The following is a 13,840-nucleotide window of genomic DNA, read 5'->3' on the forward strand; positions in this document are numbered from 1 at the left end:
CAGCGGTAGCCTGCCGACTGGGGCTTTTTTATATATTGCTTGAAGGGGAAAGGTGCAAAAAAAATAAAAAAAGGCAAAATGGTCATTGACTCTCACGTAACGTGAGGCCGTAACCTCAGTCTCACTTACAGGAGGAACGTATGCTATTTCAAGTGGGTGAAATCGCGGAAAAAACAGGGTTAACCATCCGAACACTTCATCATTATGAAGAAATTGGCTTATTGCTTCCAACTGCAAGAACCGATGCAGGTTACAGACTCTATAACATGCAATGTATTGAGCGATTAACGCAAATTCAATTACTGCGCCAAGTTGGAGTCAAACTCAAAAACATCGGTGAAATACTGGATGGCCAGAGTGGAGATATGGCAAACCTTCTGCAGGAACGAATTGCTTTATTAACTGAACAAATGCAGCAAATGGCAACATTGCGTTTTCGGTTGGAGCAACTTCAAAAACAGATGCAAATGGGCGATACCTTAACTCAGGTCGATTGGTTCTCTGTATTGGAGATGATGACGATGTTTGATAAATATTTTACACCGCAAGAGTTAGAACAATTACCGCTTTATACCGCACATACGCTGAAAAACCAAGAGTGGCAGCAACGAGTGGCGGCGGTGAATGCATTAATGCAACAAGGTATGACACCTCAATCAATTGAAGTGCAACAACTGGGTCATGAATGGATGGTTGCGCTGGAAAGAGATACGGGCGGAAACCCGGATTTTTTTGCAAGGTTGAATAAGATTCACTTAACAGACAACGCGTTAGCTTATTCATCAGGTATTTCTGAGTCAATGATCCAATTTGTTGCACAAGGGTTTAGTGAATATCAATTAGCGCTGTTTAAGCCCCATTTAACAGAAGCGCAGTTTGCGCTTGTTCGGCAACATTATTTTACTGCGGGACAAGTTTGGCCTGAGCTGATCGCTGGGCTGCATAATGCATTGAAAGCACATAAATCCCCAGACTCACCAGAAGTACAAGTACTGGCTCGTACATGGTTAGACATGTTTATTCAATTCACTGGGGGTGACCCAATCATTCAGGAAAAGATCCGCACAGTTTACCGTGAAGAGCCTAAAGTTTCTCAAGGTACTTGGATGACGCCAGAAATTGGGCAATATTTATTTTCAGCGGTGAATATTTTGATGGGGAAATAATGCAAGTGGCCGCAATATTGCGGCCATAGATATTTGTGTTATTTATTGCTACTTAATGCCTTGCGGTGTTTCCAATACATCACAATGGAGCCAATTAATCCACTGATTAATAAGATAACAGGGATGATCATTAATGCGCTAATAACCACTTGCTCGTGCTCTTTTACAAATGGAATTTGGTTAAGGGCATAGCCTAAAGAAACGATAATACCTACCCACAAAAGCCCGCTTAGCCAATTGAAAAACTGAAAACGGCGATGGCTTAATTCAGAGAGCCCCGCAAGTAAAGGCAATAAAGTACGAACAAAAGCTAAAAAACGACCAATAAGTAAGGCGTATAAACCTTGTTTATTAAACATATTATTTGCTTTTGCATGATACTCATCAGGAATTTGGGCTAGCCAACGCTTGACCGTTTTGGTTTCACTGAGCCATCTACCTTGCATAAACCCTAACCAACAACCCAAACTCGCAGCTGTGGCGAGCAATAAAATGGTTGGGATAAAGTGCAAAACCCCTTTGGCGATTAATGCGCCAGAAAGGATTAACAAAGTATCTCCAGGCAGAAAAGCGGCGGGAAGAACCCCATTTTCCAAAACAATAACAACAAAAAGTACGGTATAAATAACCCAAAGTACTTCGGGGTTGGAGAGTTTTAGGAAATCGTGATCCCAAAGCGCTAGTACGATTTCGCGTAGGACTTCCATAATCATTCCTGTATTTGTCTAAAAGCGAATTTCCTTATTTATATTACAGGAAAAAATAACATTGGGTTTGATTTGTTTGGGGTATTCATTCATTAGTCGATGAATTGCAGAAAGCATTTTGTGTCTTCTGCAATTTTGATTTTTCATTTTAAATACGTTTAAAAGCCAATTGCAGGTCATCAATTAAATCTTGTGGATGTTCAAGCCCAATGTGAACACGGAAAAAGGTACCTTCATTTGGGTGAAAATCATATTGCCTCATACTGATTAAATCTTCTTTTTGGTAACCCAAAATCAGTGATTCAAATCCGCCCCAGGAATACCCCATTTTGAAATGCGCTAAGTTTTCAATAAAAGCAGTGAATTGTTCAGTGGATAGACGTGACTTAAGTTGAAAAGAAAATAAGCCATTGCAGCCTGAAAAATCACGAATAAAAAACGCATGGCCAGGAGAGGATGGTAGTGCAGGATGAAAAACCTGTTCGACTTCAGGGCGTTCTTGTAGCCAGGTTGCCACTTGTATACTATTTTCTTGGTGTTGTTTTAGCCGTGTTGCAAGGGTGTGTAGCCCTCTATTCGCCATATAAACAGTATCAGGATCAGCTGTTTGCCCAAGCAGGTATGAATTTTCACGTAAAGTTTCGATGCAGCGCTTATTTGCTACTGCGACTCCTAACATGCCATCAGAATGTCCATTAATGTATTTTGTCGCGGATTGTATTGAAATATCCACATCGAACAATAGAGGTTTGAGCAGGACACCCGCAGCCCATGTATTGTCAATCATAATGATGATTTCAGGTGCTTTGTTACGTATAGCTTGAACGAGAGCAGGTAAATCGTGGACTTCCATGGTAATTGAACCTGGCGATTCTAAAAAGACAATGCGCGTATTCGGCTGAATCAAATCTGCAATCTTTTCGCCAATGAGCGGGTCAAAGTAGGTCGTTTTAACCTGTAATTTGGTTAAAATATGGTCGCAAAAATTCTGTGTTGGGTCATAAGCGGAGCCTGTGACTAAAATGTGCTCTCCTGCAGAAATAAAGGATAAGATCGCATTGGTGATGGCAGCAGCACCCGATGGGTAAAGTACAGAACCTGCTCCACCTTCTAATTCAGCCATGGCTTCTTGGAAAGCAAAATGGGTTTGTGTGCCTCGGCGGCCATAAAAAAGCACACCATCTGCACGATGCCGAGTTGCATGACGTTTTTCTTCAAGCGTGTCAAAGATAATCGAAGATGCTCGTTGAATGACGGGGTTTACACCTTTTTGTGTAAATTTAGGGTTCCGACCAATGTGCACTAATTGGGTTTCTGGTTTGGTGTTTGCCATGATCTTTCCTTTATAGTTTTAAATTTAGCCTATCCAGAGGCATGGATACTATGACGTTAATGCATTCGCGGGGAAATGTAACTTGAGTTTTCTTCAGTATTACAAAGTTCAATAAATCGTATTGGTATAGAAGAAGGGGTGAACACATTTGCCCATTGAATGTCTTTACTGCATTAATAAGAATAAACAAGCAATACCCGTGTAATAGGCGTGGACTTCATTGTTTGAGAACAAAAAATATAAAAAAAATCGTGAATACTAATGATAATTACTATCAATTCGTGCTGTCTTTGATATCATCAGCACCGTCTTTTTGAAAAGAGACGAACAGCGCGAGTTAAATTTCGCTTTTAAAGGTTAGTCGATGAATGGCACAATCATCGATATGAATTTTTTTATACAACACTAAAAAGAGAGTAAAGGCCAACTGATGCGTAAACTAACAGCTTCTATTCTATTGGCGTTCGGCTTGATGGGGACGGCAGTTGCTGAAACCACACCTGCAACAACACCAGCTGCGTCTCAAAATACATCATCGACACCCGCTGCAAATCCTGCGGCGCCAATGACAGCACCAAATGGTGAAGTTGCTCCCGTATCTTCTGAGCCTGCAGTCAATACTGCTGTTGTGAATGAAAATATCGAAATTGCGACAGAGGCGCCAACAGGGGGTTTTGATCAGGATTTATCTGTTTGGGGCATGTACCAAAATGCGGATAATGTCGTGAAAACGGTGATGATAGGTTTGGTTATTGCATCAGTCATTACATGGGCACTCTTCTTCTCTAAAGGCCTAGAAATTTTAGTTGCTCGTCGTCGTTTAAAAGACGAAGCGAAAGCGATCGCAGAAGTGAAATCCCTTGATGAAGCCGTGAAAATTGCTGAAGGTTTCAAAGGAAATAGTATTACACGAATGCTGCTTAATGAAGCGGTAACAGAAAGAGCATTATCGGCAAATAGTACCGACCTGTCTGGTACGAAGGAGCGGACGTCATTCCGCCTTGAAAGAGCCGTTGCTGCAATCAGCCGATATATGGGCCGTGGTAATGGTTACTTAGCGACTATTGGTGCTATCTCTCCTTTTGTTGGTTTGTTTGGAACGGTATGGGGTATCATGAATAGCTTTATCGGGATCGCTCATTCACAAACCACTAACTTAGCAGTGGTTGCGCCTGGTATCGCAGAGGCACTTCTTGCAACGGCAATTGGTCTTATCGCTGCGATCCCTGCAGTGGTAATTTATAACATTTTCGCCAGAATGATTAATAACTACCGTGGTCAGGTCGGGGATGTGGCTGCACAGTCTGCATTATTATTAGGGCGTGATCTTGATCTGGCAAATAGCAAAGCAAGGTAATTATTATGGCAATGCGTTTAGGTGACGAACAAGATGATAGCGGTGAAATGCATGAAATTAACGTAACACCGTTTATCGATGTGATGTTGGTTTTATTAATTATCTTCATGGTCGCGGCCCCCTTGGCAACTGTAGATATTAAAGTTGACTTACCTGCTTCAACCGCGAAGCCGCAGCCACGGCCAGAAAAACCAGTGTTCTTAACAGTTAAAGCGGATAGCCAGTTATTTATTGGCGATCAAGCTGTATCAAAAGAACAGCTTTCTTCAACACTTGACCAAGCAACAAATGCAAATAAAGAAACAACGATCTTCTTCCAAGCAGATAAAAGTGTTGATTATGAAACGATGATGGATGTGATGAATGCATTACGCCAGTCGGGTTATCTAAAAATTGGCTTAGTTGGAATGGAAGCGACTTCGTCTAAATAGTTAATATCAACGATACCAGCTGTTATTACGCGCTTTATCTTTAAGGGTAAAGCGCGTTTTTTATGAATCAAACAAAAGTGCATCAAAGCGAGTGTATAGCTGCCTGATTTTTCTATCGTATGCTAATTATTCTGTGTAATGTCATATTTATTTGTATGATTAAATCATGATTAAAAGATTTTTATCCTATTTTTACCAATTTTATTGGTTTTTGTTTGAGATGATAGGCCCTAATCTATACGCCAGCTACTCGTAATAAGAGTAACTGGCGCTCGAATAAAGTGATAAACCCAAATTTATATTAAAATAATTGATGTGTATTCGAAAATTTTTATCTGTTCTAAGGTAAGGTAATTGAATGAAAGCGTATTTCAACGTGATATTTTTGACTCAATTATAAGCTGAGCTTCTTTTTTTTATGCGTTTTCTTATTGAAAATGTAGCTTAGTGTAGTCTGAAATAGGGGATATTTGCCTACTTTCAATGTAATTAAACCGACAAAACATAACGAAAAATAAACCATTATATTTGAATGGTTTTATTAATCATGACTATTTTGTCAATATAATAATAAAACCATAGAAATTACATGGATAAATTAAAAAATTAAAATTTAGATAAAATGATTGTTTTTTATGGAAAAATTTAGGTTTGATAGAATGGATATAAGGATATAAATAAAAAAATGATTATTTTTATTTTATAGAAAGATAATGATTATGTAAGTATTTTTTATGAAATTAGAATTGAGTATTTATTTTAAATATATTTACATCAATGCAGCATATTTAAAACAATATAAATATATTTAATTTAAATATAAAGCAAATAGCGAATGAATAATAAATATGTATATATGTAAATAGATTGTAATATCTTAACAATAGGCTTTTTATGTTGCCTGGTTTCTTTAATTAATTGATATTATTGTATTTAATGGATTTTTGGTGACTTCTTAAGCTAAACAAAAAAACACTTGCGCAACCTAAGTGTTGGGCTATAATACAATCAATAACATTTAGAAACACTTTTAAATATTTTATTATACCAAGTTATTTATTTTTGAAATTTACTCGTGCTAGGGAAATAATAAAGCCATGCTAATTTTAAAAAATAATTTAGATTAGCAAGATGTTTAAGCTTTATATTAAAAATAGATATAACTACTTAATTGAGTAACTCAGGTAGAACATTATATTTTTGAGTCAACATGAATGTTATTACTGGAGTCAAATGGGCTGACTACAGACTACGCATAGCAAGCGAAGCCAGAAATGGCAATTTCATATTATACTCCTCTATAGATAAAATAAGACTACATTTCCAGCGTTACCTTTAAGGTAACGCTTTTTTTTACTTAATATTTTATCGAATACTAAATGCGCATTTGTTTCGCACCAACAACATAATCAGAATGGTATAACCGCCAATCTAGCACCAAATAGCCCTTATAATGCAGAAAATCAATCTTTTCTCTATTTTTTGACAAAAGAACTTCACGAAAAGAAATATCCGCGTATGATATTTTCACTTCGCTGTGGGGTATCGATATAACAGACTATAAAGATAATTATACAACGGCGAACTTCTCTGCCAGGATCTGGCGTGAATAAATTGGATGTAATAATGACTTGGTCTGATTTCAAATCTCACTATCTCATCGGTTTTTGGAAACCTTTGCCCGCAGTGATTGCCGCAGGTATTTTATCAACCTACTATTTTGGTTTAACGGGTACATTTTGGGCTGTTACGGGGGAGTTCACTCGCTGGGGTGGACACATTATGCAGCTCTTTGGCGCTCATCCAGAAACGTGGGGTTATTTCAAAGTCATTGGCTTTGAAGGATCACCACTTGATCGTATCGATGGCGTCATGATTATTGGTATGTTTGCGGGGTGTTTTGCCGCAGCGCTTTGGGCCAATAATATTAAATTACGTATGCCACAGCATCGTATTCGCATTTTCCAAGCTATTCTTGGTGGTATTATTGCTGGATTTGGTGCGCGTTTAGCGATGGGATGTAATTTGGCAGCATTCTTTACTGGGATCCCACAGTTTTCTCTACACGCATGGTATTTCGCTGTCGCGACTGCGGCAGGTTCATATTTTGGTGCTAAGTTTACATTGATGCCGATGTTTAGGATCCCAGTCAAACTGAAAAAAGTCAGTGCGGCATCGCCATTAACGCAAAATCATGATGTGGCGAAACGACGCTTTAAGTTAGGGATGATTATTTTTACCTTAGCATTGGCGTGGGGTTTTTATACCTTGCTTGACTCCCCAGTGATGGGTTTTGCTATCCTTTGTGGAATTGGCTTCGGCTTATTAATTGAACGAGCTCAAATTTGTTTTACTTCTGCTTTTCGTGATTTATGGATCACAGGTCGAACCCATATGGCTAAAGCCATTATTATTGGGATGGCTGTCAGTGCGATTGGTATCTTTAGCTATGTTCAATTGGGGGCTACACCTAAAATTTTATGGGCAGGCCCAAATGCCGTGATTGGCGGCTTACTCTTTGGTTTTGGTATTGTCCTAGCAGGTGGCTGTGAAACAGGTTGGATGTACCGCGCAGTGGAAGGCCAGGTTCACTATTGGTGGGTTGGTTTTGGTAATATTATTGGTGCCACTATCCTTGCTTATTATTGGGATGATTTAGGCCCTTGGTTAGCGACCGATTTTGACAAAGTGAATTTATTAGAGACCTTTGGGCCACAAGGTGGTCTGTTGGTGACGTATGCATTATTGGCAGTGGCTTTTGTGCTGATGTTAGTCTGGGAAAAGCACTTTTTCCGTAAGCGTACACAAAAATCACAGCAAACATCAGCGGAGGCAATATGAGTAAGAAAGAAATTATTCCTGATTATCGTTTAGATATGGTCGGGGAACCTTGCCCATACCCTGCGGTTGCAACATTAGAAGCGATGCCATCACTAAAAAGCGGCGAAATATTAGAAGTGGTAAGCGATTGCCCACAATCCATTAATAATATTCCATTAGATGCAAAAAACTACGGCTATACGGTTTTGGATATCCAGCAAGATGGGCCGACGATACGCTATCTCATCCAAAAATAACGGATACCCGAGATACCCGTCATACTTTGCGCCGCAGCGTTGTTGACTGCACTTATAGGCTTACGCCTATTCTCTAGTCACACGGTATGCTCTTAGAGCCTATTCGATTGTCGCCTAGCTGCAACACAAATTATTTAGGGTATCTTAGTGATACCCTAAATATTAAAGCGATTTAGGGGGCGTGGAATTATAAATGCCATATATAGGTGAAAGTTTAATTATTCGTCTTGCCAGCTAGCAATATCTAACACCAGTTCACATTCATCATCGATATATCCTCCAGTTGGAATAAACCCCAATTTTTTATAAAACTCAAATGGGCTTTCTTCCCCTTCTCCGCAGCTGTTATAAAGGCGCGGATAACCTTTCTTTTTTAGATAACGTATTACTTGGATTAATGCTTCGCGGCCAAAGCCTAATTTTTGATAAGGCTCTGCTATCATGAAGCGCCAGAGCATGATGCCATCATATTCGAGCTCGTCATCATCTAAACCAGAGTGCAGCATGATAAATCCAACGGGGGTATCATCCGCATAAATTCCTCTGTACCAGGCACAGTCTGAAAATTGCGCTTCTACCATAGAGTAAGCGTTGTCAGCGACCATATTACGTTGTGCCTCACTTAACGTGTGGCTAAGTAGGCAAATTTCAGAGAAGTTATCCGCAGTGACTTTTTGTAAGGTAACTAATGAATTTTCATCCACTTCAGGTTCGATAAGCTCTTTCATGACTATTCCTTCGATAGAATATTGACCATAATTCCAATAATGGAGGCTGATATTTATTATTTTTATTTAACAAATTTGAAACTAAAGTAAATTTGTTACAGGGTTGTAATTTAATCAACCAGAGATTTCACAACCAGTCAATGACTTAATTGTGGCTATGCAAGCGGAGTCTAAAAAGAAATGGCAACTTACTTTTTAGTGCGTTGCCATCGTGAGATAAGAAAGAAAATTTAAGAAGGGTTAGTGTTCTGCTTCACCGCCCAGAACATCAATCAAGCGAGCGATTAAGGCGCTCAGCTCGCTTGTCATTAGAACATAATCCGCATCAAATTTTTGTGCGTAATCTTCTTTGCCGATATCGTCATTTTGGTCTTTCAATGTATCACTGAATTTAAGTCTTTTTAGCGAACCATCATCAGATAACATAAATTGGATGCGTTCTTCCCAATCTAAAGCGAGTTTCGTGACGAGTTTACCCGCTTCAATATGGGTAGCAATTTCATCGGAGATCAAATCTTGCTTCTTACAGCGAATAATTCCGCCTTCTTCTAAGATAGCTTTTAGTTCAGCTTCATCCATTACAGCAAAGCCCTGAGGGAGTGAGCCAGAACGGATCCATTCGGTGAGTGTGAGTTCAATCGGATCTTTAAATGTAAGAGGAACGACAGGTAGTGAGCCTAAACTTTTACGTAATAAGGCTAAGTTATCTTCAGCGCGTTTCGCACTTGCCGCATCGACAATAATGAGTTGATTGACGGTATCAATCCAAATATAGGTTTTGCTAAATTTACTGAATGCGCGAGGTAGTAAGGTGTGAACGACTTCGTCTTTTAAGGCATCTTTTTCAGTTTTTTTGAGTTTTCGGCCTTGGTCTGCTTCGAGTTTCTCTATTTTATCCTGTACTTCCTGCTTAATGACAGGAGATGGAAGCATTTTCTCTTCTTTTTTCGCACAAATCAGAATTTGGTTACCTGCTGCGTGGGTTAAGGCATCCGCACCGTTCATCGGAGCAACCCAACCTGTTTGCATCATGTCTTGGCTGCCACAAGGGTGATAGGCAAGTGCGGCAAGTTGTTTTTCCAGATCGTCTGCGGAGAGTGCCAAATCTCGATTCAGGCGATAGACCAATATATTCTTGAACCACATGAAAAACCTACCTTTGTTGATAAATAGCCAGTTAGAGCAGGGGCCTATGATAACGAATTGTCAGTTATTAAGCGAAAAAAATATATTTGGCCTAAGGTGCTTATTAAGGAAGTTAAGCAATCCCTCAGTTTTTATCTCTTATACTTGAAAAAAGTATCCTAGGCAGGTCATGATGGTGAAGATAAACAAGAAAATCAAAGAGAGCTGCGCAATGAGAATAGGAATTGACCTAGGTGGCACGAAAATTGAAGTGATTGCATTAGATGATGATGGTGAAACCTTATTTCGTAAGCGTGTTTCAACACCAAAAGGTGACTATCCCGCAACACTCAACGCTATTGTCGGGTTGGTAAATGATGCGGAAACGGCAACTGGGCAGACAGGAAGTGTGGGGGTTGGAATTCCAGGAACCTTATCTCCTGTGACTGGAAAAGTGAAAAATGCCAATTCAACATGGCTGAATGGCCAGTTTTTTGATGCCGATTTAGGAAAATTATTAGGGCGTGAAGTTAAAGTCGCGAATGATGCGAATTGTTTAGCGGTATCCGAAGCGGTTGATGGCGCAGGTGCGGGGGCAAAAGTGGTCTTTGCCGTGATCATTGGAACGGGGTGTGGCGCAGGTATTGCACTTGATGGGCAAGTACACTCAGGGGGCAATGGCGTAGCAGGGGAGTGGGGACACAACCCATTACCCTGGCAAGATGATAGTGATAGGCAGTTCTTATCAAATGAAAACTGCTATTGCGGCTTAACAGGTTGCACAGAGTTGTTTGTCTCTGGGACAGGCTTTATGGCCGATTATGCTAAATTATCGGGTGAGACAAAAATAGGCTTAGACATTGTTAAGTTAGCTCAAGAAGGGGATAAATTTGCTAAAATTGCGATGGATAATTATTTGAATCGACTAGCAAAAGCATTAGGACAGGCGATCAATATGCTTGACCCTGATGTCATCGTGTTAGGGGGTGGAATGAGTAACGTGGATAGCCTCTATGAAGAGCTACCCAAACGAATTCGCTCATGGGTATTTGGGCGTGAGTGTGATACACCCATTCGTAAAGCGGTGCATGGCGATTCGAGTGGGGTACGTGGCGCGGCTTGGCTATTTTCGTCCTAATTTACGTTGTGGCGGTGTTGGCTGCACTCGGCTACTCAGGTCACATACTTGTGTATGCTCCCTGAGCTAGCCTCCTTTGCCGCCTAGCCACACCGAAAATTAGTTAGAAAATAATAGGGTTCTCCATTTGTTCTTATTTACGTTGTGGTGGTGTTAGCTGCACTTGGCTACTCATTTTTTCGTTATACTTCAAGCTGTGACTGCGTTGGCTTCATTCAGCCACTCTAGTCACATACTCGTGTATGCTCCTAGGGATATCTTCATTTTGCCGCCTAGCCACAACTCGAACTATTTAGAAAAAAGCGTGGATGTGATAAAAATCAACAAGAAATAGAGTGTTAGTTTTAATGTTTAAATAATCATCTTTTATTGCTTAAATTAAATTAATATTAATTAAAAATTAAATAATACGTATATTTATAAAACATAAAATTTAAGTTAAATAAGCTTCTCAATACTAAGTGATATCAATCACAATTCTTTTTTTCCTTCGAAAATTATTCACAAAACACCAGAAAAATAATTTTAGTTATTTGGCGTGAATTTGTCATGAATAATTCATTTTTGTGACAGATATAAAAATCAGGCTCGATAAAAAGATGAAAACCGTGATTTAGTCACAAAAAATGGTTACTGTTTGCAGTGTATTATCATTAAAAATTGATGTTATGCACATTGTGTAAAATTTTAATGCCATTTTTGTTGGTTATTTGCTCAATGGCATAAGGTGTGTATACGGATTCGAGAGGCAATTTTCTCTCAATAAAGGCAACTAAGGGGATCAAATGAATAAAGTATTGAAGCTCTCAACACTTGCTATGTTAGTCGCATTTAATGCGAACGCGGCAACGGTTGATTTACGTGTTATGGAAACATCAGACGTTCACAGTAACCTTGTAGACTTCGACTATTATAAAGATAAGCCAACAGAACAATTTGGTTATGTTCGTACTGCGACTTTAATTAAAGCGGCAAAACAAGAAGCTACAAACGCTGTACTTGTGGATAACGGAGACTTAATCCAAGGTAGCCCACTGGCTGACTATATCGTTGGTGAAGGCCTAAAAGATGGCGAATCTCACCCAGCGCACAAATTACTGAATACAATGGGTTACACCGTCGGTAACTTTGGTAACCATGAGTTCAACTTTGGATTAGATTTCTTGCATAAAGCCATTGAGGGGGCAAAGTTCCCATATATCAATGCTAATATTATTGATGCAAAAACAGGTAAAAACTACTTCAACCCATACATTATTGTTGATACGCCAGTTAAAGATAGAGATGGGAAAACGCATACCATTAAAGTGGGTTACATCGGTTTTGTTCCACCTCAAATTCTTATTTGGGATAAACCAAACTTAGAAGGCAAAGTTTTAGTTAATGATATTACTGAAACAGCGAAAAAATTTGTGCCGCAAATGAAAAAAGAAGGTGCTGATTTAATCGTTGCTATTCCTCACTCAGGTTTCTCTCAAGAGCCTTACAAGGCAATGGCTGAAAACTCTGTGTATTACCTCAGTGAAGTCCCAGGAATTGACGCCATTATGTTTGGTCACTCACACGGTGTGTTCCCAAGCAAAGACTTTAGCGATATCAAAGGTGTCGACATCGCAAAAGGAACTGTCAATGGTGTTCCCGCTGTCATGCCAGGTCAATGGGGGGATCATTTAGGGGTTGTCGACTTAGTGGTTAGTAATGACGATGGTGCATGGAAAGTGGTTGATGCAACAGCACATGCTCGCCCTGTTTACGATAAACCAAATAAAAAAGCCCTCGTTGAACGTGATGGTGACCTTGCGAAAATTATCGAAAAAGAGCACGAAGATACCCGTAAGTTTGTCGGTAAACATATTGGTAAAGCGTCTGAAAACATGTACAGCTTCTTAGCGTTGGTGCAAAGTGACCCAACGGTACAAATCGTCAATGATGCGCAAATCGATTACACCAAAAATTTCATTCAAGGTGACCCTGATCTGGCTGATTTACCCGTGTTAGCAGCAGCAGCACCGTTTAAAGCGGGTGGTCGTAAGAATTCACCTACTGAATTTATTGAAGTTGAAAAAGGTGATTTAACGTTCCGTAATGCAGCGGATCTTTACCTGTATCCAAACACATTGGTTGTGGTTAAAGCAACGGGTGCGGATGTGGTTGAATGGTTAGAATGTTCTGCGGGTATGTATAACCAAATCGACCCACAATCAACTGCGCCACAAAGTTTGTTGAATTGGAACGGTTTCAGAACGTATAACTTCGACACTATTAGTGGTGTGGATTATCAAATCGACCTGACCCAGCCTGCGAAATATGATGTTGATTGCCAAACTGTGAATAAAGATGCTAACCGAATCAAAAACGTCACTTACCAAGGTAAACCGATTGATCCAAAAGCAACTTTCTTAGTGGCAACCAACAACTACCGTGGCTACGGCGGTAAATTTGCAGGTACAGGTGACAGTAATATTGCATTTGCTTCTCCAGATGAAAACCGTTCAATTCTAGCTGCGTATATTGCGAAAGTGTCTAAAGAAAAAGGTGAAATTTCAACGAAAGCGGCAAACAACTGGTCATTTACACCAATTAAGACAGACAAAAAACTGGATGTTCGCTTTGAAACTGCACCAAGTGAAAAAGCGGCTAACTTTATTAAAGAAAATGCACAGTATCCAATGAAAAAAGTGGGTACTGATGACATTGGTTTCGCTATCTACCAAGTGGATCTAACGGCTAAGTAAGCATTTTAATTAACGTTATAGTGAGCCTGCCCTATTGGGTGGG

General features: G+C 39.6%; 11 protein-coding genes. 7 read left to right on the forward strand and 4 right to left on the reverse strand.

The window, feature by feature from the left end:
• Positions 1 to 140: 140 nt before the first annotated feature.
• On the forward strand, positions 141 to 1,166 hold the full coding sequence (locus tag KDJ85_RS14460; protein ID WP_225820270.1) for a MerR family transcriptional regulator: 1,026 nt from the start codon (positions 141 to 143) through the stop codon (positions 1,164 to 1,166).
• A 38-nt stretch (positions 1,167 to 1,204) separates the two neighbouring features.
• On the opposite strand, the gene KDJ85_RS14465 is transcribed toward KDJ85_RS14460, so the two are convergent.
• The gene (locus tag KDJ85_RS14465) at positions 1,205 to 1,873 is read right to left on the reverse strand and encodes a DedA family protein (RefSeq protein ID WP_206084541.1); all 669 of its coding nucleotides are present in this window, start codon (positions 1,871 to 1,873) and stop codon (positions 1,205 to 1,207) included.
• A 148-nt stretch (positions 1,874 to 2,021) separates the two neighbouring features.
• Positions 2,022 to 3,206 carry a cystathionine beta-lyase gene (gene metC, locus KDJ85_RS14470; protein WP_225820271.1) on the reverse strand — a complete coding sequence of 395 codons (1,185 nt, stop codon included), beginning with the start codon at positions 3,204 to 3,206 and terminating at the stop codon, positions 2,022 to 2,024.
• A gap of 430 nt (positions 3,207 to 3,636) precedes the next feature.
• Between metC and exbB the strand changes: the two genes are divergently transcribed.
• The 4 genes from exbB to yedF all read left to right on the forward strand — a co-directional run bounded on the left by exbB (position 3,637) and on the right by yedF (position 8,071).
• A complete protein-coding gene (gene exbB, locus KDJ85_RS14475; protein ID WP_225820272.1) occupies positions 3,637 to 4,563 on the forward strand; it encodes a tonB-system energizer ExbB in 927 nt (308 codons plus the stop codon).
• Between the two features lie 5 nt (positions 4,564 to 4,568).
• On the forward strand, positions 4,569 to 4,994 hold the full coding sequence (gene exbD / locus KDJ85_RS14480) for a TonB system transport protein ExbD (RefSeq protein WP_225820273.1): 426 nt from the start codon (positions 4,569 to 4,571) through the stop codon (positions 4,992 to 4,994).
• A 1,626-nt stretch (positions 4,995 to 6,620) separates the two neighbouring features.
• The gene (yedE, locus tag KDJ85_RS14485) at positions 6,621 to 7,835 is read left to right on the forward strand and encodes a selenium metabolism membrane protein YedE/FdhT (protein ID WP_206084790.1); all 1,215 of its coding nucleotides are present in this window, start codon (positions 6,621 to 6,623) and stop codon (positions 7,833 to 7,835) included.
• Positions 7,832 to 8,071: a sulfurtransferase-like selenium metabolism protein YedF gene (yedF, locus tag KDJ85_RS14490; RefSeq protein ID WP_206084545.1), complete on the forward strand. Its 240-nt coding sequence runs from the start codon at positions 7,832 to 7,834 to the stop codon at positions 8,069 to 8,071. The genes yedE and yedF overlap by 4 nt, the downstream gene beginning before the upstream one ends.
• Positions 8,072 to 8,289: 218 nt before the next feature.
• Here yedF and KDJ85_RS14495 read toward each other — a convergent pair whose 3' ends face one another.
• Together KDJ85_RS14495 and rdgC are read right to left on the reverse strand one after the other, a co-directional pair.
• A complete protein-coding gene (locus tag KDJ85_RS14495; RefSeq protein ID WP_219245707.1) occupies positions 8,290 to 8,799 on the reverse strand; it encodes a GNAT family N-acetyltransferase in 510 nt (169 codons plus the stop codon).
• A 240-nt stretch (positions 8,800 to 9,039) separates the two neighbouring features.
• Positions 9,040 to 9,945: a recombination-associated protein RdgC gene (gene rdgC, locus KDJ85_RS14500; RefSeq protein ID WP_206084547.1), complete on the reverse strand. Its 906-nt coding sequence runs from the start codon at positions 9,943 to 9,945 to the stop codon at positions 9,040 to 9,042.
• A gap of 211 nt (positions 9,946 to 10,156) precedes the next feature.
• Here rdgC and mak point away from each other — a divergent pair, with 211 nt between their 5' ends.
• On the forward strand, positions 10,157 to 11,062 hold the full coding sequence (mak, locus tag KDJ85_RS14505) for a fructokinase (RefSeq protein WP_225820274.1): 906 nt from the start codon (positions 10,157 to 10,159) through the stop codon (positions 11,060 to 11,062).
• Positions 11,063 to 11,847: 785 nt separating this feature from the next.
• Complete coding sequence (locus KDJ85_RS14510) at positions 11,848 to 13,797, forward strand: bifunctional 2',3'-cyclic-nucleotide 2'-phosphodiesterase/3'-nucleotidase (protein WP_225820275.1); 1,950 nt, start codon at positions 11,848 to 11,850, stop codon at positions 13,795 to 13,797.
• The last annotated feature ends 43 nt before the right edge of the window (positions 13,798 to 13,840 follow it).

Origin of the sequence: Providencia vermicola (assembly GCF_020381325.1) — a bacterium.
Taxonomy (GTDB): domain Bacteria; phylum Pseudomonadota; class Gammaproteobacteria; order Enterobacterales; family Enterobacteriaceae; genus Providencia; species Providencia vermicola.